Origin of the sequence: Streptomyces sp. NPDC005962 (assembly GCF_040629205.1) — a bacterium.
Lineage (GTDB): Bacteria > Actinomycetota > Actinomycetes > Streptomycetales > Streptomycetaceae > Streptomyces.
On the sequence record NZ_JBEXVE010000026.1, the window covers coordinates 85,878 to 109,273 of the forward strand.

Consider the following 23,396-nt stretch of genomic DNA (forward strand, 5'->3'; position numbering starts at 1 on the left):
TTCTATGAATGCCGGTGAATGTCGGGTGAATCACACCCACCGAATCGCTCCCGGCCGCTCAACTGACCCGAGCCGAGCTCATTTGCGATGGTGCGAAAAGGGGTGCAGCAGATTCGACAGGTGCCAGTGGTGTCCCCGGGGCCGCGTGGGCCCCCCGGTGTCCGCCGCGCCCTCCGGCCCCGCCTCCGGCGCCCCGCGCGGGGCGGTGCGGCGGGCGCTCTCCAGGACCGACGAGACCTGGCCCGCTCGCATGATGCGCACCAGATGCGCACCGCAGTTGACGCAGTCCGGGCTCGTCAGCGGAGACGGGACGCGCGCGCCGTCGGTGAAGTACACGACGAAGGCCCGGCCCTCGCCGTCCACGTGGTGCTCGATGTCGTAGGACCGTTCCCAGCCGTGCCCGCACTTCATGCAGGCGAAGGCGTAGGCCTCGTGGGCCACCTCACCGCCCTCCGGGCCCTCGGTGGGACGGGTTATCGGGTGAACGCCGTTCGAGGCTCCCGCTATATCGCTCATGCCAGCTCCTCTTGCCCGCAGGACAAGTCTTCCGGGATTGGTACGTCCCCTTCGCTTCTCCTACAGTGGACGCCTTTCCCGGCGGGAGCGCAGCAGGTCTTCCCTCTCTTTGGCGGAGATTTAGCTGTGCACTATCGAAACCGCCCGATCGGCAGGCCTGCCCTTTGCCTTTCAGTGGTGAGTTTTACCTCCGCGTGGCCCCCCGGAGGCCGCGTTCTTTGCCGCCACGACCGCATCGAACACCACCCTTTTGGGTACCCCGGCGGCCTGCGCGACCGCCGCGATGGCCTCCTTACGGCGCTCACCGGCCTCCTCGCGCACCGCGACCCGGCGGGCCAGCTCGTCGGGACCGGCCTCGTCGGGGCCCGGTTCGGCGGCGCCTTCGACGACGACGGTGATCTCACCCCGTACGCCCTCGGCGGCCCAGGCCGCCAGCTCCTCCAGCGGGCCGCGCCGGACCTCTTCGTAGGTCTTGGTCAACTCCCGGCACACCGCGGCCCGCCGGTCCGCGCCGAACACCTCGGCCATGGCGGCCAGGGTGTCGGCCAGCCGGTGCGGGGCCTCGAAGTAGACCAGCGTGCGGCGCTCCTCGGCGGCCTCGCGCAGCCGTCCCAGCCGCTCCCCCGCCTTGCGCGGCGGGAAGCCCTCGAAGCAGAAGCGGTCCACCGGCAGCCCGGAGAGGGCCAGCGCGGTGAGCACGGCGGACGGGCCGGGCACCGCGGTGACCGTGATGCCGTGCTCGACGGCGGCGGCGACCAGCCGGTAGCCGGGGTCGGAGACCGAGGGCATGCCCGCGTCGGTGACCAGCAGCACCCGGGCGCCGCCCGCCAGCGCCTCGACCAGCTCAGGGGTGCGCGCCGACTCGTTGCCCTCGAAGTAGGACACCACCCGGCCACCGGGCTGGACCTCCAGGGCCTGGGTGAGCCGGCGCAGCCGCCGGGTGTCCTCGGCGGCGATCACATCGGCCGCCGCCAGCTCGGCGGCCAGCCGCGGGGGCGCGTCCGCGGTGTCGCCGATGGGGGTCCCTGCGAGTACGAGCGTTCCAGTCACCGGGCCATCCTCGCAGCCCGCCGTTTCCGCCGCGTCGGCCGCCGCTTCGACGAGACACCACCTGATCCACGCCACACTCACAGACCGCTTCCCTACGATGGCCCGGTGAGCAGTGACACCGCGACCCACGCCCAGCCGGGCCGAGCAGCCGGCCAGCACCCGCCGGCCTGGCAGCGTCGGCTGCGCCGTTTCGGATACGCGGGCCAGCCCCGGCCCGGCGTACGGGAACGGCTGGTCCCGCCGTATCAGGAGCCGGGCACCCGGCTGTGGGAGACGCTCGGGGCGCCCCCCGCGATGGCGGCCAGAATCGCCCGCTGGAGCGGCTGGGGCGGGCCGCTGCTGGTCGCGCTCGTCGCCGGGCTGACCCGCTTCTGGCGCCTCGGCAGCCCGGCCAACGTCATATTCGACGAGACGTACTACGCCAAGGACGCCTGGTCGGTCTGGCAGTTCGGCTACGAGGGCACCTGGCCGAAAACCGCCAACGACAAGATCCTCGACGCGCCGCAGCACATCCCGCTGAGCGACGCCGCGTCCTATGTGGTCCATCCGCCGGTCGGCAAGTGGGTCATCGGGATCGGCGAGCAGTTCTTCGGGCTGCACGCCTTCGGCTGGCGGTTCATGGTCGCCCTGCTCGGCACCCTGTCGGTGCTGATGCTGTGCCGGATCGGGCGGCGGCTCTTCCGCTCCACGTTCCTCGGCTGCCTGGCGGGCGCGCTGATGACGGTCGACGGTCTGCACTATGTGATGAGCCGCACAGCCCTGCTCGACCTGGTGCTGATGTTCTTCGTCCTGGCCGCCTTCGGCGCCCTGCTCATCGACCGGGACAAGGCCCGGGCCCGGCTCGCGGCGGCGCTGCCGTCAGGACTTCCGTCAGGGCTTCCGGAGGGCGACGACGGCACGGCACGGCCCGACGCGGGGGTCGCCGGGAGCCTGAAGCTGGGCGCCCGGCCGTGGCGGCTCGCGGCCGGGGTGCTGCTGGGCCTGGCCGTCGGCACCAAGTGGAACGGGCTCTACGTACTGGCGGTCTTCGGCCTCATGACCGTCCTGTGGGACATCGGCGCGCGCCGCACCGCCGGCGCCGCGCGCCCCTACCGGACGGTGCTGCGCCGCGATCTGCCGTGGGCGTTCCTGTCGACGGTGCCTGTGGCGATCGTCACGTACATCGTCTCCTGGTCCGGCTGGTTCGCCGCGAGCGGCACCTTCAGCCGGGCGCGCGGCTGGCGGCACAGCGGCTACTTCCGCCACTGGGCCGAGTCGGCGAAGCCGGACGGCGGCGGCTACGGCACCGGCGGCACCTTCGACTGGCTGCTCAACCCGCTGCGCAGCCTGTGGCACTACGAGACCGAGGTCTACAAGTTCCATGTGGGCCTGGACTCTCCGCACGTCTACCAGTCCAACCCGTGGAGCTGGCTGGTCCAGTCGCGGCCGGTCTCGTACTTCTACGAGTCGCCGCGCGCCGGGCAGGAGGGCTGCCCCAAGGACGCGACCGAGAAGTGCGCGCGCGAGGTGCTGGCGCTGGGCACCCCGCTGCTGTGGTGGGCGGCCTGCTTCGCGGTGCTCTACCTGCTGTTCCGGTGGGCGCTGCGGCGCGACTGGCGGGCGGGCGCGGTGCTGGCGGGGATCGCGGCCGGGTATCTGCCGTGGTTCCTCTACCAGGAACGCACGATCTTCTCCTTCTACGCCGTCGTGTTCGTGCCGTTCCTGTGCCTGGCGGTGACGATGATGATCGGCGCCATGCTGGGTCCGCCGGGGGCCACCGAGACCCGGCGGGTGGTGGGCGCGGTCGGCGCGGGCGCCCTCGTCCTGCTCATCATCTGGAACTTCATCTACTTCTTCCCGCTGTACACGGGCCAGACGATGCCCATGGACGCCTGGCGGGCCCGCATGTGGCTGGACACCTGGATCTAGCTGCGGTTACACCTTGCGGGTGCGCTTGCCGCTCCGGTCGTCGTTGGTCGTCGTTGGTCGTTACTGGTCGACCCCGGACGGCCCACAGACGGCCCGGAGAGTGAAGCGCGCCCGCCCTGGTCACCGCTGCCGTAGCCTAGGCAAGGCTTTGGTACGCGCCAGTCAACGAAATGGGAGTGTGCTCAAGGGATGGGGCCTAAGTCCGCGCGGGCGTACAGCACGATCCGGGAATGGATCGCGTCCGGGAAGCTGTCGCCAGGCGACAAGCTTCCGTCGGAACGCACCCTCGTTGATGACCTCGAAATCGGACGCACTGCGCTGCGCGCGGTGCTTGCTCGACTCGTCACAGAGAAAGTCTTGGGAGTACGGGGACGCAGTTCCTACTTTGTGCGCTCTCACCATTCAAACGACGCGGTGAGTGTCAGCAACCCGGAAGGGCTTGAGCCCTGGCAAATCCACGGCGAACGCACCATCTATGACAACCGCTGGGTGAAACTCGATCTGTTGGACGTTGAGCCACCGGGAGTGAAACGCTTCGAACATCACGTCGTGCGACTTCAACACGTCGCGATTGCGGCAGTGCTGGATGACCAGGACCGCGTATTGATGCTCTGGCGATACCGCTTCGTACCGCAGGCATGGGGGTGGGAGCTCCCTGGCGGCATCGTGGATGCAGGGGAAGACGCCCAGCGCACGGCACTGCGGGAGGTCGAAGAAGAGACCGGATGGCGGCCGGACTCACTTGAGCACGTCGTCACCTATCAACCCATGGTTGGCATGGTGGATTCGCCGCACGAAATCTTTGTCGGGCGGGGTGCGCAACGCATCGGGGACCCTACCGACATTGAGGAAGCCGGACACGTCGAATGGGTCCCCATAGCCGATATCCCCACGCTCATGGCGCGCGGTGATCTCATGGGATCAGGCACCCTCGTCGCCCTCCTCCATATCCTCGCGACACGAGGGGATAGCGCCTCTACAGCTTCTGCGTGAGCAGTTCGATTCGACGGCGGCGCCGCACGGACCCCGTGCGGCCCGCCAACAGTCGCGCTTCACGAAGGTGCTCTTGCGCCTGGTCGAATTCCCCCCGAGCAAGGTGGGCTTGCGCCAGGTCGCACCGAACACCAGCCGAAGCCCGTACGAAAGTCGGATCTATCGCGTCGAGCCCTTGGTAGAGGCTGTCCACGGCCTCGTCGTCGCCGACGAGGGCGAGCAGGTTTCCGCGCCATCGGGCGAGATGCCCAGCGTTCAGGAAGATGCTCAACATGTCAGGGTCGCGATCTTCCGGCCCGTCAGGCAGAGCGGCTGCGGCCCTGTCGAGTGCCCGCAGGCACTCGACAGGCTGCTCTGTGTGCGCGTACACCTCTGCCTCGGCGGCATGCAGCCATGCTTTCAGTCGAGGCGACACCCGCCCCTTGGCCTCGCGCTGCGCGTTCTGCACGACGCTCACCGCGAGTTCGGGCCGCCCCGCGTCGAGCAACACGTTCGCTTGCTCCGCCATGGCGTGCACGAGGTACATCGGCTCTTCCGCCTCCTGGGCGGCCCGCTTGCCCAGCTCGTAGTGACGCCAAGCCCGTTCGACCGAACCCACGTCCAGTGCCTGCCAAGCGGCGAGCGTGGCCGCACCCGCGAGGGCCCGCGCCACTGGGCGGCGCGTTTCGGGGAGGACCGCGAATGTGAGCGCGTCTTCCAGCCTCGCAAGGTGCCCTGTCATCTGGTCGACCAGGCTCGCGGCGCCCATCTGCCGATCGAAAGTCCGCAGTAGCTCGGTCTGCTCCATGAACGACTGCATCATGTCGAGGCCGACGGTCCGCGCCGAGTCAATGCGGCTGACCAGCTCGTCATAGCCTCCCGCCGTGGGCAGCGACACGGCAGGTTCGCCCGTCCCGCGCAACTCCCCGTCAGTGACGCCGAGCAGCGCCCGGAGGATCGTGGCGTACCGAGCCGAGATGGTGCGCTTGCCGTTCTCCCACTCCGACACGTAGACGCGCAGGCTAGCCGTCGACGCCACGTCGAGCAGGTGCTGTTTCGCGTACCGCTCGATCTCGCGCACGAGTCGTTCTTGCGACCATTCGCGCCCCAATCGAGCCAGCTTCAAAGTCTGGTTCACACTCCCCGCCCTCGCCGAATCAGCTCAGTGCCTGCAACAGCAGCATGCCTCATATCGCCGCAGGTCCACAGGGGTTAACCCCGGCCTTAACAGCCCTCACGTGAATCGCTGTTGGCTACACGGATGTTGGTCCGGCCGCTTCTCTGGAGGTGCGCACAGATGGCGAGTTCCGAAGCTTCAACGCCTCAGGGCTTGCATCTGGTGCGCACCAGATGCCAATCTTCTGGTGCGCACCAGATGGAGCGCAGAGCGAGGCCCCGCAAGGGAATCCGCTCGTGTTCGACCTGCTCAACCGCGCCCGGAAGCCCTCCACCAGGGGTGAAAGGAAGCGCTCGTTCCTTAAGAACTCAACAGTGAATCGAGATGGGGTGAGAGCCCCCGTCCCCGAGGACGACCGGGTTACGTCGTCGGCGGCACGCTCCACGCACCGGCACTGGAAGAACGCCTGAGCTGTGACGAACCAGCTCGGACGCCACCCCGTGCGAGCCGCCCTGCTGGCGTCAGAGCAGCGACGATGACGCACCGGTTCTCAGGGCCCGGGCCTGGAACGCCGTTGGCAGCGGCCGCCCAGCGAAGCCCTTCTCGCTCCGTATGGAGGTTGTCGTGAACCGTCGATATACCTGGGCGCCGACCGTGCTGGACCGGCACGGCGGCAACGCCCACCGCGTCACCGCACCACCCGCCGACGGGCGGCCCCGGACCTGTCCGTGGTCGCCCGTCGGCGTTCGCTCCACTTCCGCAGCCGTTGCGCTGCGGCGGTTGCCTCCTCCGCCCGTCCGGGCCGCCATCGTGCGGTGCCGTACCGGCGGGGTCGCAGGGAGCCGGATCTACCGACTTCAACGGCGCGCGGCTCCGGTGCTGGAACACCGGAGCCGCTGTTCGGGCCGTTCACCTGTTGAGAGGACCAACGACCCATGAAGCACATCGGCGCACTTCAAGCGCTTGTTACCGCCGACCTGTCCGACCGTGAGCCGACGGCCGCCGAACTGGACGTCATCGACTTCGAGATGCCGGTCATCGCGGCCGAGGTCGAGCTGCTGGACGTGCAGATCCGGCTGCTCGACCGGCCGGTCACGGAGCTGGACGCTCGCCGTCTGCGGCGGGCGCGCCGCAAGGTGCTGGCCGCGCGGCGTGAGCTGACCAACCAGGTCTCCCCGGTGACGGGGGTGGGGGCGTGAGCGACACGTTGACGTTCGAGGCGCTGGCCGTGCCGCTGCGGGCGTTGCGTCTGCTGACGGAGGACTTCGGGCATCTGCCCGCGCCGTACGCGCAGGTGTCCCCCATCTACCCGAACCAGTTGGAGCTGTCGCTTCACGACGGCCTGAACAACTTCGAGGCCTGGCGCGAGGCACTGGGCATCACCCCGGACGCCGTGAACTACGGCGAGCAGAGCGGCGGACGCACGCGGGTCCTGAGCCTGGCCACCGACTATGCGGGCGCCGAGCTGCACCTGATCGCCTACGCCGATATCCCCGACCTGGCTCCGGCTGAACGGAGGGGCCCGTGAACGCCGTTCAGATCCGTTCAGCCGAGCGCGCTCTGTCGGTTGGCACGTGGCTGATCGTCGCCGGGGCCATGCTCTACTCGGTCCTCACCGTCACTCCGCTGGCTGCGGAGCACACCCCCGACAAGTGGGCTTGGACCGCGCCGATTCTGCCGCTGGTGGTGGACGCCGCAGTGGTGATCGTGGTCCGCCTGGACGCGGTGCTAGCCCGGTTGGGCGGGCATGGCGGCCGGTGGCCGGTCGTGCTGCGGTGGATGACCGGCTGCATGACCCTCGCGTTGAACGTCGCGGACTCCGCGCTGCAAAAGGACCTGGTCGGGGTGGCCGTGCACTCGGTCGCGCCGCTGCTGCTCATCGTCACGGCGGAAACCGGGCTGGCCTACCGGCGCGCCATCACCGCCGCCGTGACCGCGCTGGAAGCGGAGCAGCGCGCCGAGCGGGAAGCCCGCGAGAAGGCAGCGGCCGAACGCCGCGAGGCGGCCGAGCGCAGGGCTCGGGAGGAGCGCGAGCACGCCGCCATGCTGGCGCGTGAACAGCGTGAACACGAAGCCAGTCTCGCCCGTGAGCAGACCGAGCGGGAGGAGCGGGCCCGCCGTGAGGAACGGGAGCGGGCCGAAGCCCGCGAACGCGCCGAGCGCGAGGACCGTGAGCGCCGTGAGCACGAGCGTGAACAGCGTGAGCGGGACCGTGGACGCCTTGAACGCGAGGCTGCCCAGCGCCGCGAGGACGAGCGCCGCGAGCGGGAAGCCGCCGCGCTTCGTGAACAGCGTGAGCGCGAGGAGCGGGCCGAGCGTGAACGCGCCGCACTGCTGTCCGCCGGGCCCGCGACGGAGAAGTTCCCCGAGGACCGGGCCCGCGATGTCGTTCAGGCCGCGTTCGCGGCGGGGCTTGCGGTGCGGGCTGCTGCCGAGCTGTGCGGCTGGTCGGTCGGCTGGGTCTCCACCCGCTACCAGGAGCTGCGGGACGCCGGGCACCCAAGCGCCCCTGCTGCGGGTCGGGTTCTGGAAGGAGCCCGCGCGTGAAGCTCTCCCCGCACACCGCACCGCCTGCGCCTTTCCCGAGGGACAGCGCGCCGCCTGACCACTCCACCTGTTGAGGGAGATTCGCTGTGTCCAGCCGTTCCCGTGCCCGCGCCGCGAAGGCGGCGGCGGGTGTCACGACCGTCCGTATACCGAGCCAGCGTGGGCGCCGCTCGCATGACCCGTTCGTGGTCGTGGTGCCCGAACGCCCGACCCTGACCCGCATGGCTCTCGACGCCTCGGTGCTGTGGCTGTGGGACCACCGCCGTGCGCTGGTCCCGCTCGTCCTCGGGCTGCTGGCCTTCCCCGCCACTGCGCTCCTGCATGTGATGGCCCCGTGGTCCGCCCTGCTGCTCGCCCCCGCCGCAGTGGGCCCGGGGCTGTGGCTGGCCGTCATCCACCGCCGCCGTCCGGCCGCCGACAAGGCGGTGTGGGGATGGCGGATCACGCTGGCCACGCTAGGCGTCTCCGGGCTCGCCTGGGCCGCTTCGGCTGCGGGGTTCGGGCCGCTGGCCGGGCCGCTGGAGCTGTGGTGGCTGCTGAACCTGATTGCCGCCCAGACCGCCTGGCTCATCGTCCGCCGCACCTCCAACCGCCCTGAGGAGACTGCCTGATGGCTCAGCACGCCAACGGCCCGCGTCCCCGGCCCACCAACGGCCGCACCGACAACGGCAACGGCAAGTCGAACAAGTTCGCCAACGCCGGAGCCGCCGCAGGCGGTTTCGTCGGCGCGATGGGCGGCTCGTTCGTCCCGCCCATCAACGTCACCGTCAACCGCACCAACAACAAGAACCGGCAGCGCACGGCCCGCGCGAACCAGCCCCGGACGCACGCCGAATCCGTGCTCGCGCCCCCGGAATTCACCTCCCCCGCCCAGCTGCGGAACTACTGCAACACCCTCCGCGCGGCGGCCGTGACCATGTCCATCGAGGTGGCCATGGGCGCCGAAATCCTCAAGGGCGTCCTGGCCGCCGTGCCGGACCCGCAGGGCCGCCCGTTCGGCTCCCGCATCCGCGCGCAGAAGGTCGCCCGGAAGCTCCAGAAGTCCGCCGACAACCTGCGGGACGCCGCCAAGGAAGCCGCGGCCGCCTACTCCACCTTCCAGCAGCAGTACGAGGAAGAGATCAACCGCGTCCGTCACCGTGCCCGGCGCCCCCAGCAGCAGCGGCGCATGGACTGGGCCCAGCAGTAAGGAGGTACGACCATGGTGCGCAAATGGACTGACCAGGACGGCCGGAGGTACCCGCTCACCGTCCCCACCGACACGAACGCGGGTACAGGCGGCTCCGTCGGGGCGTACCTGCTGCACCGCGTCAAGCCCCACCTTCCCCCGTGGCTCGGCGTCGCCGGTACCGGTCTGGTCGGCGCGCTGGGGCACCTGCGGTGGGCCGAGAGCGCGGGTGCCGGGGTCGGTCTGACCCTGGCCTCTGTGGCCCTGACCGGCGGCACTTGGTGGGCGGGCCGGGGCACCAGCGCGCAGCGCCGTCTCCACTCAGCCATCACCGTGGCCGCCGGATCGGCCTGGCTCACCGGGGCGTGCCTGGCTGGGCCGACCGCTGGTCCTCTCGATGACCTGTACCTGATGGCCGGGCCTGGCCTGGCGCTGTCGTGGAACGTGCGCATGATCCTGCGCCGCAACCCCGACGCCGCCGAGGAAGGCGCGGGCGCGGACAAGGGCCTGTTGGAGAAGGTCGGTCTGGCCAAGGCCAGCATCGGACGGACCGAGGTCGGCCCCAACCGCGTCACGGCCTCGCTGGGGCTGGAGGCCGGGGAGCAGACCAACGACGACGTCACCAAGACCCTGCCCCGGATCGCCTCCGCCCTGGACCTCCCGCCCACCGCAGTGCGGTACATGCCCGACCCGGAGTCGGCACGGCGCGGCGAGCTGGTCATCGTCCCGCGCGACATGCTCGCCGACACAGTGCGCTGGGAGGAAAACGGCCCCTCGCACCCCGGCGGCTCGATCACCGAACCGCTGGTGATCGGCGTGTACGACGACGGCTCGCCGCTGGAGCTGTGGCTGCCCGGTGACAAGGAGGCCGGGCGCAACGCGACGCACCTGCTGATCGCGGGCATGACCGGTTCGGGCAAGGGCGATGGCGCGCTCAACCTCATGACCGAGATCCTGAGCCGCACGGATGTGGTCCTGTGGCTGTCGGACCCCAAGGGGTTCCAGGACTTCCGGCCGCTGCTGCCTGCCATCGACTGGGCGGTTGAGGGCGGCACGGCGACCGAGGTCATGGTGGAGGCCGTGAAGGCCGTCATCACGGCCCGTACGGAGTGGTTGGGGCGGCACGGCTACCGGCAGTGGGAGGCCGCTGCCGCGCAGCGGCAGACCGATCCGAAGCACTCGTGCCGCAAGGACGGCACGGCGTGTGGCTGCCCGGGCCTGCCGTTCCACATCGCGTGGTTCGAGGAGGCCGGGGTGTCCCTCGGACTCCTCGGGGACGACGCCTTCAACTCCATCGGCAACCTGGCCCGGTCGGCGGGCATGGCGTTGATCGTCTCCCTTCAGCGGCCCAGTCACGACCAGATCAGCACGACCACCCGTGACGCGCTGGGGGCCCGGCTGTGCTTCGGCGTCCCGAACGCCACGGCGGCCGGGTTCATGCTCCCCGACACTGTGGTCGACGCGGGCGCAGCTCCGGAGCGCTGGTCCAACAGGCGCCCCGGCTACTGCTACCTGGTCGCCCCCGGCATTCCGGAGGAGCGGTACTCCAGCCCGGGCCGCACCCGCTGGTTCACCGACACCGCCACCTCCCTGATGGAGACCGTGGCCACCTGGGCGGTCCGTAATGGCGCCCGGGTTGATCCGGTCACTGAGAAGGCCGCCGCGTCGGTGGCGGGCACTGCCTACACCCAGCGGCAGACCAGCGACGAGGACGAGAACGCCCACCTCCAGGCCGACGGAGACGAGGATGAGATGACGGGCTCGCTGGTCGACCCGGAGGACGAGGGCATCGACCCCGAGGAGGAGCTGCCCGACTCCGAACCGGGCGACGACGCCCCCATGTTCGGCCAGGAGGCCGGCCGCAAGCCCTCCCCCGAGGAGGCCCGCCGTCTCTTCGGCGACGCGCTGGCCGAGTTCGAGGACGAGGGGCGCATGGTCGTGGGCCCGAAGGACTTCACCGACTGGTGCGACCGGAACCACCTGTCCCGGTCCTGGGTGTCCCTGCGGCTCAAGGAAGCCGCCCTCGAAGGCCGTCTAGAGCCGACCAATCAGACCGGTCGGTGGCGCATCGTCCCGGCCCTGGCCGCCGCCTGACACCCGTAACGCGTTACGCCCGCCTAACACCCAAACCCCTAGGCAGGCGCGCCGTTACGCGGGCCTAACACCGCCCCGTCACACGCCCTAACACCTACGCGTAACACCCGACCCCTACGGGCCCGCGCCATCTCGGCGCGGGCCCGTAGGCATCCCGGAGGGACCCGCGATGACCGACCTCGACCGGCCCGCGACCGTCGAAGTCCACCACCCCCAACCCATCACCCCGCACCCGCCCGCCGCACCCCTGGTGCCGGTGCAGCCGGGCCCGGCCCCGGCCGTCCAGAGCGTCCAGCTCCCGGATGGCCGCATCGTCACCGGCTACGCCCTCACCCCCGCCCCGGTGCCCGCCGAGCCGGGTCCGGCCGTTTCCCGGGTGGCGGTGAACATCGCCCTCGGCGGCATCGGATTCGGCGCGGTCTGCGGCGGGCTGTTCCTGCTCACCGCCTTCGTGGCGGCGCTCGCCGCGTTCGTCCAGCAGCTCGTCATCCTCGCCGCCGTCATCTTCGGCGGCTTCATCGCCGTGCAGGTCCTCGGCACCAGCCGGGGCCGGAGCGGCGACACGACGGTGAACATCCGCAAGGCCGTCATCAAGCGCAACCACTTCCACAGCTAGAGACGAACCGCCCTTCTAGACCGGGAGGACCGAAGCCCGTGACCGACATCGCGACCGTGAAACTTCACGTTCAAGGAAAGCCCGAGATCACCTACCGGGCCAGGCGAATCATCACGCCCGAGATCATCACCTTCATCTACCTCCTCGACGCACCCGAACCCGTCAACGGCATCTACCCCGCCCGCGCCGAGGTCTACGGGCCCTGCCGCCTGGTCCGCCCGGGCAAGTTCAGCTTCAACAATCCGAGGGCGAACACCCAGTGGTTCTACCAAGGCTGGCCGGAGGACTGGCCCGCCTGGCTCATCGACCTCGGGGCCGAACACCGCCCGCACCGCCCCTGACATCCCAGCTCAAACCGAGGGCGGCCCGCGTCTCGCCAAAGCCCGGGCCGCCCTCGTCTCCAGTCCTCAACAGACCTGTTGGAGGTCTCCAGCATGACCCAACCCACCCCGATCCGACGAGACCATCCCACCCACTCCCCGCTGCGGACCGCGCTGGAACTGGCCGCGACCGGTGTGCCGGTGCTGCCGCTGCGGGTGGGCAAGGTGCCGTTCGGCAACTGCCGCACCTGCGCAGCCGTCGCCTGTGGCGGGCGGCCGAACATGAAGGACGCGGGCCCCTGCCAGTGCCCCGCCGTCTGCCATGCCTGGGCCGCTGCCACCACCGATCCGTCCGTCATCGCCTCGCCCGCGTGGGCGTCGGCGTGGCGGGAGGCTGTGACGGTCGCCTACCACCCCGGCGGCGCCGGGCTGACCGTGGTGGACCTCGACAACCCGGCGGCCGTCGCATGGGCCCGGGAGATCCTGCCCGCCACCCGGATCGTGCCGACGACGCGCGGTGAGCACTGGATCTACCGAGGCGCCATGCGCTCGGTGAACGCCGTCCGTGACGGTGTCGACCTCAAGTCCACGATGGCCTACGCCCGGTGGCTTGGTCCCGGCACCGGCACCATGACGGCGTTGCGGGACGTCGTGCGCGCGCTGGCCGTGAAGGAGCCCCCCACAGTCCGGTCGGCTCCGCAGGCCATCGCCATGCCCGCATGGGCCGGGGAAGGGGCGTGCCCTCACCGCACGCCCGCCTACCTGGACCGTGGCATCGCCATGGCCGAGCAGCGCATCACCGAGGCCCGCAGCGCGGTCCACGCCACCGTCTACCGGACGTTCCTCGCCGTGCTGTCCATCCATGGCCGGTGCGGCTGCCTCACCGAGGCCCACATCGCGCGGCTGTTCACCGCCGCGCAGACCAAGGGTGAATCCCCCCGGCACTGCACCGACGCCTGGACCAACGCTCGCGCCAAGTTGGGGCTGTGACCATGTCCGACGACGAGAAGAACCCCGCCCGCGAGGTCATCACCGACTACGCACAGGCGCACTTCCGGTACTTCCGCACCGCCGACGGGACCGTGTACGCGCAGAAGAACGGCCACCCCGTGGCCCGCCCCATCCGCTCACAGGGCACCACGGGAAGCCACCGCCAGGAACTCATGGTCGGCCTGTTCAAGGACGGGCGCGGCGTGTTCAACGGGACCGCGCTCAAGGAGGCGTTGGACTTGATCGAAGCACTCGCGCTGGACGAAGACGTTCAGCCCGTGAACATCCGCGTCGCCCCCGGATTCGACGGAGCGACCTGGCTGGACCTGGGCCGCACCGACGGGCAGTCCGTCCGCATCCACCCCACCGGCTGGGACATCCTGACCCCGGACCCGCGTGAGGTGTGCTGGCGGCGTACGCAGCTCACCGGGGAACTGCCCCTGCCCGCCAAGGACACCGACGGCAAGGGAATCGACCTCCTGCTCAGGCTGTGCAACTTCGCAGGCGCCGAGACCGAATGCCTGGCCATCGCCTGGCTCATCGGCTGCCTCGGCCCGTCCGTGCCTGTCCCCGCGCCGTTCCTCACCGGACCGCAAGGCGCGGGCAAGTCCACCGGGGGCCGCATGCTCGTGCGGATCATCGAGGGCATGAGCGGCGACCTGCGCCGCGCCCCGAAGGACGAAGAGAACCTGATCGCAGCCGTGGCGGCCGGATGGGTCACGGCCCTGGACAACCTCTCGCACATGACCCCGGACCTGTCCGACGCCATGTGCTGCATCGTCACCGGAGCCGAGAGCGTCAAGCGCGCCCTGTTCACCGACGGGGACGTCTTCCGCGCCCGCTACCGCCGCCCCCTGCTCCTGACCGGCATCGACGTGGGAGTCATCCGCCCCGACCTCGCCGAACGGCTCCTGCCCCTGCGTCTGGAGCGGCCCCGCGTCCGGCGCACCGAAGCCGAGCTGTGGGCGGAGTACGCGGAAGTCCTCCCCGTCGTCCTCGGGTCTCTCCTGGACCTCACGGTCAAGGTCCGTGCGGCTGAGGCGGAGACCCCCACCGACCTGCGGATGGCGGACTTCGCGCACCTGTGCGCGCAGCTCGACGCGGCAACCGGCCTCGGAGCGCTCAACGCCTACCGGGCCAGCCTGGATGACCTCAACGACGACGTCATCGAGGGTGACCTCCTGGCCCAGACCGTCCTGAGGCACGCCGCAGACATCGAACCGGGCGCAGAGCAGCGGATGACCTCCACGGAGTGGCTGCACTGCCTCACCCGCCTCTACACGGGCGAGGACTTCCGCCCCCTGCCCAAGGGCTGGCCCACCACGGGCAAGGTCCTCTCCGACCGTCTCAAGCGACTCCAGCCGACCCTGGCCGCCCGGGGCGTCCTCATCGACTCAGGCCGCACCAGCGAGGGCCGCTACCTCGAAATGACCCGCCCGGCCACCTTGCCCCCACACGAGCCGAAGCCGATGTTCTGACCCGCGCTCGCGCTCGCCTGGACAAGCAAGAAGAGCACCACGCTCCCGGGGGGGGCGGTGCTCTTCTTGCTGTTCGGCGGAACGCCGCCCAGAGGTCGCGCCGCGCAGCGGCTCCTTCTTCTCGCTGTGAGGCGCACCGAATCACTACAGACGCCCCCTCGTTTGTCCTAAGAGGGAAGACGCTGCGTCATCTGCGTCATGCGGGCACAAAAACGGCCGCTGACCTGTGGCTATGGCAATGACGCAGACGGCGGGTTCTGCGTCATCCTGCGTCATCTGCGTCATGCGATGACGCAGCCCATGACACGGCGATGACGCACCCCCGGACCACTGCGTCACACAAAGTTGCAGGTCAGAAGCCCGAATGACGCTGATGACGCAATGACGCAGAAATCCGCACCTCGGACAGACGCGAGCCCTGCAAAGCCCAAAGACCCCGCCCACCGCGCTGCGGAGGAGAGACCGCCACATGGCAGAGGCATCCGCCATAGCCACACTGCGGGCCGGACTCCCGGACCGCTACCTGACCCCCGACGACATCGCCGAGATGTTCGAGGTACCCAAAGAGACCGTCTACGCCTGGCGCAAGAAGCGCATGGGCCCGCCCGGCTTCCGCGTCGGCAAGCACATCCGCTACGACCCCGCCGCCGTCCATCGCTGGGCCGCTGAGCGCATGGCGGCCGACACCGCCGCCTGAACGACGACAACTGAGCGCGTCCACCCCGCAGGGGCGGAGCCACTGGGCTCCGCCCCTGCTCTGATCTGCCCGAGAAGGGACCACGCTTCAATGGCTGGCCACATCCAAGACCGCTGGTACCGGACCGAGATCGGCGCCGATGGGAAACCTCGCCGCGTCAAGACCGACCGATACGGCACCGGCATGCGCTACCGCGCCCGCTACGTCGGCCCGGACGGCACCGAGAAGAGCAAGTCATTCCCCGACAAACAGAAGCGCCTGGCGGAACAGTGGCTCGTGCAGATCGCCGCCGACATGTCGCGCGGGCAGTACATCGACCCGCAGGCCGCACGCATCACCTTCCGGCAGTACGGAGAAAAGTGGCTTGCAACACATACGACGGACATCAATAGCCGGGACTCTGCCGAGCGTCGTCTGCGGCTGCACGCCTTCCCATACATCGGTACGCGCCCCTTGGTGTCCTTCCAGCCCGGACACATCCGGACGTGGCTAAGTGCGCTGGAGAGCGCCGTTACGGCAGCGTCATACCGGCGGATCATCTTTCGGATCGTCTCAGCCGTTCTCAGCGCCGCTGTCGATGACGGCCTGATGCCGAAGAATCCCTGTCTCGCCAAGTCGGTCAAGGGGCCTCAAGCAAGTCCGTCCAAGGTGGTCCCCTGGACGCCCGAGCAGGTCTTCGCCGTCCGTTCCGCCCTGCCTGAGCGGTACCGCGCGATGGTCGACGTGGGCGCGGGATGCGGACTGCGCCAAGGCGAGATATTCGGTCTCCCTGTCGACAGTGTCGACTTCGACGGCGGATGGATCACTGTCCAGCAACAGCTCAAGCGAGTGCGGGGCAAGTTCGTCTTCGCCCCACCGAAGCGCGGAAAGGTCCGCGACGTACCGCTTCCCGGCGTCGTGAGCGCAGCCCTACAGGAGCACCTGGAGAACTTCGCCACGGTCAAGGTGACCCTTCCGTGGCTCAAGCCTGACGGGCCCATGGTCACGAAAGAGTTGCTATTCACTGGGCAGGCCGGACGGGCCGTGCGGTCTAGTCACTTCGATGACCACCTCTGGAAACCGGCTCTGGCCGCCGCTGGCTTCATCCCCAAGCCCGAGAAGGGCGAGCGGTACCAGGCCGCACGGGAGCACGGCATGCACGCGCTCAGGCACTTCTACGCCTCGGTTCTGCTGGACGCCGGAGAGAGCATCCGGGCGCTGAGCACGTACCTCGGGCACAGTGACCCAGGGTTCACGCTGCGTGTCTACACTCACTTGATGCCGAGCAGTGAGGGCCGTACCCGAAGGGCGGTCGACACCCTCTATCGGGCCTCCGGTAGGCCGCTGGACGGCCCAGAGACGGCCCAGGCCGCGTAGGAACGGCCTGGTCAGGGACTAAATCCCTGGTCAGGCCACCCAAACGTTAGAGAATCGGAACTTCATCTACTTCTTCCCGCTGTACACGGGCCAGACGATGCCCATGGACGCCTGGCGGGCCCGCATGTGGCTGGACACCTGGATCTGAATCCGGGCCAGGAACCCCGGAGGAAGCCGTTCCGGTGAGGGCGCGGCGGGTTCACACGATGCCGGTAGAGTGCCTCGAACCGCGGCCCCCATCGCACCGATGGGGGGACTCGAAGAACACAGTGGGGGTTCTGCATGCGGAGTGGCGCGAGAGCCGCGATCGTCAGTGCGGTGTTCGCCGCCATGGTCGTCAGTGTTGCCGGCTGCGGCAGCGGCCAGGATGACTCGTCGGGTTCCAAGGACGGCGCGAACGCGTCGGGCGACGACAAGAACGCCGTGAAGAAGGTGAAGACCGGCCCGCCCAGCGCGGCCGAGGTCAAGACCACCGCCCGCACGTTCCTGGCGGCATGGTCGGCGGGCGAGACGGCGAAGGCCGCCGCCCTGGCGGACGACAGCGACGCGGCCGCCGCGGCGCTGAGCGATTACCGCAAGAAGGCCCATATCGACAAGGTGGAGCTGAATCCGGGGCAGGCGAGCGGCGCGAAGGTGCCGTTCTCGGTCAACGCCCGGATCGCGTACAGCGGTGAGAGCAGCGTCCCCTGGACGTATGAATCCTCGCTGTCCGTGACCCGCGACACCAAGACGGGCAAGCCGGTCGTCGACTGGCAGCCCTCCGTCGTCCACCCCAAGCTGGGCAAGGGCGACACCCTGAAGACCGGCGAGTCCGAGGCCCCGCCGATCAAGGCCGTCGACCGGGACGGCACGGAGCTGTCCGCCACCGACCACCCGACCCTCAAGGGCGTGCTGTCCGGACTGCGCGAGCGGTACGGGAAGAAGGCCGGTGGCAAGGCGGGCGTGGAGACCTTCATCTCCCGCGGCAAGGGCTCCAAGTCCCCCGACGAGACGCTGAAGGTGCTCTCCAAGGGCACCCCGGGCACCCTGAAGACGACCATCGACGCCAAGCTGCAGAGCACCGCCGAGCAGCAGGTGAGCAAGAAGAGCAAGGCCTCGGTCGTGGCCGTCAAGCCGAGCACCGGTGAGATCCTCGCGGTCGCCAACTCCCCCGCGAGCGGCTTCAACCCCGCGCTCCAGGGCTCGTACGCGCCGGGCTCGACCATGAAGGTCATCACCTCGGCGACGCTGATCGACAAGGGTCTGGCCGCGTACGGCAAGGCGCATCCGTGCCCGAAGTACTTCAGCTACGGCGGCTGGAAGTTCCAGAACGACAAGAAGTTCGAGATCAAGAACGGCACGTTCGAGCAGAGCTTCGCCCGTTCCTGCAACACGGCCTTCATCAGCCAGGCGCCGAAGCTGAAGGACGACGATCTGACCAAGGAGGCCCGTGATGTCTTCGGCATCGGCCTCAACTGGCAGACCGGCGTGCCCACCTTCGACGGCGCGGTGCCGGTCCAGTCCGCGGCCTCCAAGGCCGCGTCGCTGATCGGTCAGGGCGGGGTGCGGATGAACCCGCTCAACATGGCGTCGGTCTCGGCCACGGCGTCCACCGGCACCTTCCGGCAGCCGTACCTGGTCGCGCCGTCCGTGGACAACCGGACGCTGGCCAAGGCGAGCAAGACGATGAAGCCGAGCACCAAGGACCAGCTGCGCAAGCTGATGCACCTGACGGCCACTTCGGGCACCGCCGCCGAGGCGATGTCCGGGATGAGCGGTGACTTCGGCGCGAAGACCGGTTCGGCGGAGGTCGACGGCCAGAAGAAGCCGAACGGCTGGTTCACCGCCTACCGCGGTGACCTCGCGGCGGCCGGTGTGGTCCCCGAGGGCGGCCACGGCGGCGACACGGCGGGCCCGGTCGTGGCGGCGCTGCTGCGCGCGGGCGGCTGACGCCCCGCCACGGAGAACAGCGATCAGGAGCCGGGCGGACGCGGTGAATTCCGCGCCCGCCCGGCTCCTTCGCGTGGGAGCAGCGGCGTTCGCGCTGTCGTACCGTGCTCTGGCCCCCGGGCCCGCGCCGGGCGCGGCACCGGCGAAATGTCCTCGCGTGGGCCCGGCGCCCGCCGATAGCGTCGGCGCCATGGCCTCCCACACCGCTGACACCGCCGCCCACCCCCGTTTCGCCGAGGCCCTGCGCGACCTCGGCCTGGACGTGGAGATCCGCCGCTTCCCCGATGCCACCCGCACCGCCGTCGAAGCGGCCGAGGCGGTCGGCTGCGAGCTGAGCCAGATCGTGAAGTCCCTCGTCTTCGAGGCGGACGGGGCGCCGGTGGTGGTCCTGGTGGACGGCGCGTCACGGGTCGACGTCGAGCTGGTGCGGCGCGCGCTGGACACGGGCGAGGTGCGGCGGGCGAGCGCCGCGCTCGTCCGGGAGACGACGGGCTACGCCATCGGCGGCGTACCGCCCTTCGGGCACCGCACCCGCACCCGGGTCCTGGCCGACCGGCGGCTGCTGGACCACGGAGTCGTCTGGGCGGCGGCGGGCACCCCGCACGCCGTCTTCGCACTCGACCCCACGTCGCTGATCGCGCACGCCGACGGCACCCTGGCCGACGTGCGCGAGACGGCCGTATGACGCCGCTCGTCGCGGCCGCGGTCCTCCTCGCCGCTGTCACCCACGCGAGCTGGAACGCCATCGCCCACAACATCCGCGATCAGCTGCTCTCCTTCACCCTGGTGAGCGGCGGCGGGGCGCTGTGCGGGGTGGTGCTGGCCGTCTTCAGCCCGCTGCCCTCGGCGGCCGCCTGGCCGTATCTGATCGGCTCCGCGGTGATCCACCTCGTGTACTACGTCCTGCTCATGCGCTCCTTCCACCTGGGCGACTTCGGCCAGATGTACCCGATCGCCCGGGGTACCGCGCCGCTGGTGGTGACCGTGCTGGCCGCGGTCTTCGCCGCCGAGACCCCGGACGGCCGCCAGGCGGCGGGCATCGCGGTGGCGTCGGCGGGGCTGCTGGGCGTGGCGCTGTGGGGCACGCGGGGCGCCCGTACGACGGGGGACGGTGCGCCCGCGGCGGGGAACGGTGCGCCTGCGGCGGGGGACGGTGCGCCCGCGGCGGGGAACGGCGGCACTCCCGGGCTCGCCGTCATCGCCGCCGTGGCCACCGGGCTGTCCATCGCCTCGTACACCGTGGTGGACGGCCTCGGCGTGCGCGCCTCCGGCACCCCGCTCGGCTACATCGCCTGGCTGATGATCCTCCAGGGGTTCGTCGTCCCCGCCTACGCCCTCGCCACCCGCCGCCGCGCCCTCGCCGCCCAGCTCCGCCCGGTGGCCCTGCGCGGGCTGCTCGGCGGGTTCCTCTCGGTCTGCGCCTACGGGCTCGTCCTGTGGGCCCAGACCCGCGCCGCCCTCGCCCCCGTCGCCGCGCTCCGCGAGTCCTCGATCATCGTCGGCGCGGCCATCGGCAGCGTCTTCTTCAAGGAGCGCTTCGGCGCCCCGCGCATCGCGGCGGCGGGCCTGATGGTGGCGGGCATCGGCCTGATGTGGCACCCCGGCTGACGGTTTGCCCAGGCGTTGCGGCCGACGGGTTGTTCAGGCGTCGCGGCCGACGGGTGGGTCACGCGTCCTGGATGGCCTTGCGCAGCGTCACGTCCGTCATCGTGATGCCGCCGTCCACCGGGAGGGTGACGCCGGTGATCCAGGCGGCGTCGGGAGAGGCCAGGAAGGTGATGGCGGCGGCGATGTCGGACGGCTCGCCGACCCGGCCGAGCGGATAGACGCCGGAGGCGCGGCGCAGCGCCTCCTCCCGGCCGTCCCAGCCGGGGGTGTGGATGGTGCCGGGGGCGACGAGGTTGACGCGGACGCCGCGGGCTGCGGCGTGCCCGGCGAGGGTGCGGGTGAGGCTTCCCAGGCCCGCCTTGGCGGCGCTGTAGGCATGGTTGCCGAAGTCCTGAAGGCCGTTGACGGAGCCGACGTTGACGATCGCGCCGCGGCCGTCGGCGGCGGCCAGATGGGGCAGCGCGGCGCGGGCGCAGCGGAAGGCGCCGCCGAGGGTGATGTCGAGGTCCTGGTGCCATTCGTCGTCCGGCTGGTCCTCGAACAGCGGGGTGTCGGGGCGGCAGGAGTGGGCGTTGTTGACGAGGACGTCGAGCCTGCCGAAGCGGTGGACGGCGTGGGCGACGGCCGCCTCCGCGTCGGCCCGCCCGGCGACGTCGCAGGCCAGCGCGTCGGCCTCGCCGCCGTCGGCCCGTATCGACTCGGCGGCGCGGGCGGCCCGTTCGCCGTCGAGGTCGGTGACGAGGACGCGGGCGCCCTCGGCGGCGAAGCGGCGCGCGGCCGCCTCGCCGATGCCCCGTCCCGCGCCGGTGACGACGACCGCGTATCGCTCGAATCTGCGCACCGTGTGCTCCCCTGCCTCTCGCCGTGTACCGGACCGGGCCCGCCGGGTGGCGGGCCTGCCGTAGTCGCTGCCCGGGCCGGGCGGCGCGCAGTCGCCGGGTTTCGGCCGCAGGCCCGGCGGTGCCCTTACGCGGGTCGGTCCGGCCGGGCGGCCGGGGCGGGGGCCTGAGCCGGAAGCGAGGGCGACGGGGCGGGGGCCGGGGCCGGGCGGCGGGGGCGGGTGGTCTTGATGCGGTGCGCGGCCGCCAGCAGGTCGGCCTGGGTCACCCGGGGCCGCCCGGTGCGCAGCACCTCCGCGGCCGCGTCGATCACCGCGCGGCAGATGTCGCGCCCGGTGACGTCGTCGACCGCGGCCAGTTGCTCCGGGGAGACGTCGGCGTCCAGCGGCAGGGCGTCGGGCAGGTGGCGGCGCCAGATCTCGGCGCGGGCCGCCCGGTCCGGGCTGGGGAAGCGCACATGCCAGACGCGGCTGTCGAACGCGGTGTCGTAGCTGGTCACCAGGTTGGTGGCGAGGACGACCAGCCCCTCGTGGCCGTCGAGCGCGGTCAGCATCTCGCTGCGCATGGCGTTCACCGCGTGCTCCGAGCCGTGGCTGGTGGTCTCGAAGCGGGCGGACATCAGCGCGTCCGCCTCGTCCAGGAAGAGCACCGCGCCCTGCTCGCGGGCGGCGTGGAAGAGCGCGCCGAGGTTCTTCGGGCCCTCCCCGTGGAACTTGCTCTCCAGCTGCGAGGCGCGGGCCGCGATCACGGGACGGCCCAGCCGGTCCGCGATCGCGTGGGCGGCCAGGGTCTTGCCGGTGCCGGGGGCGCCCTCCAGGTTGACCGCCGAGCTGGGGTGCGGCTGGATGGCCCGCAGCCCCCAGTCGTCGTACAGCACCCGCCGCTGCTCCACGGTGTGCACCGCGCGCAGCAGCTGGTCGAGGGTGCGGGCGGGGAGGACGAGGCGGTCGAAGCTGTGCAGCGGGGCGGTCGCGGTGAAGCGCGCGGCCCGCTCGGCCTCCGACGGTTCGTCCGCCTCGCGCCGCGGCCCCGCCTCGGCGGCGCGCGGGGGCGTGGCGGGGGCGCCGGGCGGCTGGTTGGTGATGGTGACGGTGAGCGGCTGCGGTCCGTGGTGGCCGCTGAACGCCTTGGCGGCGGCGATCAGGCGGGTGCGCAGCAGGCCCGCCTCCACGTCGTCGGCTCCGTGCGGTATGCCGGTGACGGCGAAGGCGGTGGCTCCGTGGTGTTTCACCGGTGTCCTCCCTGTCCTCGTCTCCCCCGCCCGGGGGCGGGTGGCGGGGGTCAGCCCCAGACGGCGACTTGATGGTGGGCGTGGGCGTTGCGGACGCGGTCGTCGGCCTGCTTGCCCTCGATGCGGCGGCTTTCGACGAACTGCTCGCGCGAGGTGTCGAACAACCCCTGCACATAGGCGACGTTGCCGTCGCGGATGGACTCGGAGACGGTGACGCAGCGCAGATCGGGGTCGGTCTGCAGCCGCTCGCTGCGGGCCCGGAACCAGTCGGCGAGATATTCGATGGTCACGACGACCACGTAGACCACCGCGACCGCCCCGAGCCCACCGAGCGCGACGAGGACCATGGCCAGCAGGCTCAGCACGAGGGCACCGCCTTCCCGAAGATGATGAGGTCCTTGTCGCCGAAGGCCTCGGACAGCTCCTCGTCCAGCTGCCGGGTGCGGCAGACCCAGACCGGGGCGGGCGTGCCGGTGCCGCGCACGGGGGTGTTGTCCCCGTCGAGGAAGAAGGTCTGGACGAGGTACTCGCGGCCCCGGCGCCGCCGCAGCACGGCCCCGGCCTCCGCCTCCGGCACCCGGGGGCGGTTGCGGACCAGGAAGGCGACCACGTCGGCGTAGCCGAGGAGCGGGCGCAGCGGTGCGCGCTTGGCGGCGAGGCCGTCCCGGGCCTCGCCGACCTGGTCGCCCCATGCGATGAGGGTGTCGATCTGCCGGAGCATCAGGTCGACGGTGTCGAGCAGCGGGTCGGCGGCGGGCTTGTCGTGAGACTTGTCGTCGGGCTTGTCTTCGGGGACGGCGGACTCTGCCATGGATTTCCTCCCGTGGGAGGGGCCCGGCGGAGGTGCCGGGCCCGGCACCTGTCGATGCTCCTCGCCCCGCCTGTCGCCGCGCGTCCCACGGCGCGGCGGGAATTTCGGTGCGCCGCTGTCGTCACCCGGTACGACAGAAACCGACAGGC

24 protein-coding genes are annotated in these 23,396 nt (G+C 70.8%); 17 read left to right on the forward strand and 7 right to left on the reverse strand.

The features are described from left to right. Window positions 1–78: 78 nt before the first annotated feature. Both ABZ370_RS33085 and rsmI read right to left on the reverse strand, forming a co-directional pair. A complete protein-coding gene (locus tag ABZ370_RS33085; protein WP_358628369.1) occupies window positions 79–516 on the reverse strand; it encodes a hypothetical protein in 438 nt (145 codons plus the stop codon). 171 nt (window positions 517–687) lie between these two features. Further along, a complete protein-coding gene (gene rsmI / locus ABZ370_RS33090; protein ID WP_358628372.1) occupies window positions 688–1,566 on the reverse strand; it encodes a 16S rRNA (cytidine(1402)-2'-O)-methyltransferase in 879 nt (292 codons plus the stop codon). A gap of 105 nt (window positions 1,567–1,671) precedes the next feature. On the opposite strand from rsmI, the gene ABZ370_RS33095 reads away from it, so the two are divergent. Beyond that, on the forward strand, window positions 1,672–3,474 hold the full coding sequence (locus tag ABZ370_RS33095) for a phospholipid carrier-dependent glycosyltransferase (protein WP_358628375.1): 1,803 nt from the start codon (window positions 1,672–1,674) through the stop codon (window positions 3,472–3,474). 189 nt (window positions 3,475–3,663) lie between these two features. Next, a complete protein-coding gene (locus ABZ370_RS33100; RefSeq protein WP_358628378.1) occupies window positions 3,664–4,467 on the forward strand; it encodes an NUDIX domain-containing protein in 804 nt (267 codons plus the stop codon). Here the strand turns inward: ABZ370_RS33100 and ABZ370_RS33105 are convergent. Next, a complete protein-coding gene (locus ABZ370_RS33105) occupies window positions 4,451–5,518 on the reverse strand; it encodes an XRE family transcriptional regulator (protein ID WP_358628518.1) in 1,068 nt (355 codons plus the stop codon). The two genes, ABZ370_RS33100 and ABZ370_RS33105, sit on opposite strands and share 17 nt — an antisense overlap. A gap of 980 nt (window positions 5,519–6,498) precedes the next feature. Here ABZ370_RS33105 and ABZ370_RS33110 point away from each other — a divergent pair. From ABZ370_RS33110 to ABZ370_RS33180, 15 genes are all read left to right on the forward strand, one after another. Beyond that, on the forward strand, window positions 6,499–6,762 hold the full coding sequence (locus ABZ370_RS33110) for a DUF6284 family protein (RefSeq protein ID WP_358628381.1): 264 nt from the start codon (window positions 6,499–6,501) through the stop codon (window positions 6,760–6,762). Further along, window positions 6,759–7,091: a hypothetical protein gene (locus ABZ370_RS33115; protein ID WP_358628384.1), complete on the forward strand. Its 333-nt coding sequence runs from the start codon at window positions 6,759–6,761 to the stop codon at window positions 7,089–7,091. The genes ABZ370_RS33110 and ABZ370_RS33115 overlap by 4 nt, the downstream gene beginning before the upstream one ends. Further along, window positions 7,088–8,110, forward strand: coding sequence for a DUF2637 domain-containing protein (locus ABZ370_RS33120; protein ID WP_358628387.1), 1,023 nt, complete (start codon window positions 7,088–7,090; stop codon window positions 8,108–8,110). Before ABZ370_RS33115 ends, ABZ370_RS33120 begins: the two co-directional genes overlap by 4 nt. Before the next feature lie 86 nt (window positions 8,111–8,196). Then, entirely contained in the window at window positions 8,197–8,721 is a 525-nt protein-coding gene (locus tag ABZ370_RS33125) for a hypothetical protein (protein ID WP_358628390.1), read from the forward strand. Continuing rightward, complete coding sequence (gene traA / locus ABZ370_RS33130; RefSeq protein WP_358628393.1) at window positions 8,721–9,299, forward strand: plasmid transfer protein TraA; 579 nt, start codon at window positions 8,721–8,723, stop codon at window positions 9,297–9,299. Before ABZ370_RS33125 ends, traA begins: the two co-directional genes overlap by 1 nt. A 12-nt stretch (window positions 9,300–9,311) precedes the next feature. After that, complete coding sequence (gene traB / locus ABZ370_RS33135; RefSeq protein ID WP_358628396.1) at window positions 9,312–11,372, forward strand: plasmid transfer protein TraB; 2,061 nt, start codon at window positions 9,312–9,314, stop codon at window positions 11,370–11,372. 169 nt (window positions 11,373–11,541) lie between these two features. Next, complete coding sequence (locus tag ABZ370_RS33140) at window positions 11,542–11,988, forward strand: hypothetical protein (protein ID WP_358628399.1); 447 nt, start codon at window positions 11,542–11,544, stop codon at window positions 11,986–11,988. 38 nt (window positions 11,989–12,026) lie between these two features. Next, entirely contained in the window at window positions 12,027–12,329 is a 303-nt protein-coding gene (locus ABZ370_RS33145; protein ID WP_358628400.1) for a hypothetical protein, read from the forward strand. 93 nt (window positions 12,330–12,422) lie between these two features. After that, window positions 12,423–13,298, forward strand: a complete 876-nt coding sequence (locus tag ABZ370_RS33150; protein ID WP_358628403.1) for a bifunctional DNA primase/polymerase — start codon at window positions 12,423–12,425, stop codon at window positions 13,296–13,298. 2 nt (window positions 13,299–13,300) lie between these two features. Continuing rightward, entirely contained in the window at window positions 13,301–14,776 is a 1,476-nt protein-coding gene (locus ABZ370_RS33155) for an ATP-binding protein (protein ID WP_358628521.1), read from the forward strand. A gap of 469 nt (window positions 14,777–15,245) precedes the next feature. After that, window positions 15,246–15,473 (forward strand): helix-turn-helix domain-containing protein, encoded by a 228-nt coding sequence (locus ABZ370_RS33160; protein WP_358628406.1) that lies wholly within the window; start codon window positions 15,246–15,248, stop codon window positions 15,471–15,473. 90 nt (window positions 15,474–15,563) lie between these two features. Further along, entirely contained in the window at window positions 15,564–16,829 is a 1,266-nt protein-coding gene (locus ABZ370_RS33165) for a site-specific integrase (RefSeq protein ID WP_358628409.1), read from the forward strand. 282 nt (window positions 16,830–17,111) lie between these two features. Beyond that, the gene (locus ABZ370_RS33170) at window positions 17,112–18,758 is read left to right on the forward strand and encodes a penicillin-binding transpeptidase domain-containing protein (RefSeq protein ID WP_358628412.1); all 1,647 of its coding nucleotides are present in this window, start codon (window positions 17,112–17,114) and stop codon (window positions 18,756–18,758) included. 190 nt (window positions 18,759–18,948) lie between these two features. After that, complete coding sequence (locus ABZ370_RS33175) at window positions 18,949–19,443, forward strand: YbaK/EbsC family protein (protein WP_358628414.1); 495 nt, start codon at window positions 18,949–18,951, stop codon at window positions 19,441–19,443. Beyond that, entirely contained in the window at window positions 19,440–20,366 is a 927-nt protein-coding gene (locus tag ABZ370_RS33180; protein WP_358628416.1) for a DMT family transporter, read from the forward strand. The genes ABZ370_RS33175 and ABZ370_RS33180 overlap by 4 nt, the downstream gene beginning before the upstream one ends. A 58-nt stretch (window positions 20,367–20,424) precedes the next feature. Here ABZ370_RS33180 and ABZ370_RS33185 read toward each other — a convergent pair whose 3' ends face one another. The 4 genes from ABZ370_RS33185 to ABZ370_RS33200 form a co-directional block, all read right to left on the reverse strand. After that, window positions 20,425–21,207 carry an SDR family NAD(P)-dependent oxidoreductase gene (locus ABZ370_RS33185; protein WP_358628419.1) on the reverse strand — a complete coding sequence of 261 codons (783 nt, stop codon included), beginning with the start codon at window positions 21,205–21,207 and terminating at the stop codon, window positions 20,425–20,427. A gap of 125 nt (window positions 21,208–21,332) precedes the next feature. Continuing rightward, the gene (locus tag ABZ370_RS33190) at window positions 21,333–22,436 is read right to left on the reverse strand and encodes an ATP-binding protein (RefSeq protein ID WP_358628422.1); all 1,104 of its coding nucleotides are present in this window, start codon (window positions 22,434–22,436) and stop codon (window positions 21,333–21,335) included. Between the two features lie 50 nt (window positions 22,437–22,486). Beyond that, on the reverse strand, window positions 22,487–22,801 hold the full coding sequence (locus ABZ370_RS33195) for a hypothetical protein (protein WP_358628425.1): 315 nt from the start codon (window positions 22,799–22,801) through the stop codon (window positions 22,487–22,489). Next, entirely contained in the window at window positions 22,795–23,247 is a 453-nt protein-coding gene (locus ABZ370_RS33200) for a hypothetical protein (RefSeq protein WP_358628428.1), read from the reverse strand. The genes ABZ370_RS33195 and ABZ370_RS33200 overlap by 7 nt, the downstream gene beginning before the upstream one ends. Between the last annotated feature and the right edge of the window lie 149 nt (window positions 23,248–23,396).

Excerpts from the sequence above, each read along its gene's own strand:
- ABZ370_RS33140 (WP_358628399.1), top strand. The coding sequence starts at position 11,542 with ATGACCGACCTCGACCGGCCCGCGACCGTCGAAGTCCACCACCCCCAA.
- traA (WP_358628393.1), top strand. The coding sequence starts at position 8,721 with ATGGCTCAGCACGCCAACGGCCCGCGTCCCCGGCCCACCAACGGCCGC.
- ABZ370_RS33150 (WP_358628403.1), top strand. The coding sequence starts at position 12,423 with ATGACCCAACCCACCCCGATCCGACGAGACCATCCCACCCACTCCCCG.
- ABZ370_RS33175 (WP_358628414.1), top strand. The coding sequence starts at position 18,949 with ATGGCCTCCCACACCGCTGACACCGCCGCCCACCCCCGTTTCGCCGAG.
- ABZ370_RS33155 (WP_358628521.1), top strand. The coding sequence starts at position 13,301 with ATGTCCGACGACGAGAAGAACCCCGCCCGCGAGGTCATCACCGACTAC.
- ABZ370_RS33180 (WP_358628416.1), top strand. The coding sequence starts at position 19,440 with ATGACGCCGCTCGTCGCGGCCGCGGTCCTCCTCGCCGCTGTCACCCAC.
- ABZ370_RS33200 (WP_358628428.1), bottom strand. The coding sequence starts at position 23,247 with ATGGCAGAGTCCGCCGTCCCCGAAGACAAGCCCGACGACAAGTCTCAC.
- ABZ370_RS33110 (WP_358628381.1), top strand. The coding sequence starts at position 6,499 with ATGAAGCACATCGGCGCACTTCAAGCGCTTGTTACCGCCGACCTGTCC.
- ABZ370_RS33100 (WP_358628378.1), top strand. The coding sequence starts at position 3,664 with ATGGGGCCTAAGTCCGCGCGGGCGTACAGCACGATCCGGGAATGGATC.
- ABZ370_RS33160 (WP_358628406.1), top strand. The coding sequence starts at position 15,246 with ATGGCAGAGGCATCCGCCATAGCCACACTGCGGGCCGGACTCCCGGAC.
- ABZ370_RS33165 (WP_358628409.1), top strand. The coding sequence starts at position 15,564 with ATGGCTGGCCACATCCAAGACCGCTGGTACCGGACCGAGATCGGCGCC.
- ABZ370_RS33170 (WP_358628412.1), top strand. The coding sequence starts at position 17,112 with ATGCGGAGTGGCGCGAGAGCCGCGATCGTCAGTGCGGTGTTCGCCGCC.
- ABZ370_RS33085 (WP_358628369.1), bottom strand. The coding sequence starts at position 516 with ATGAGCGATATAGCGGGAGCCTCGAACGGCGTTCACCCGATAACCCGT.
- traB (WP_358628396.1), top strand. The coding sequence starts at position 9,312 with ATGGTGCGCAAATGGACTGACCAGGACGGCCGGAGGTACCCGCTCACC.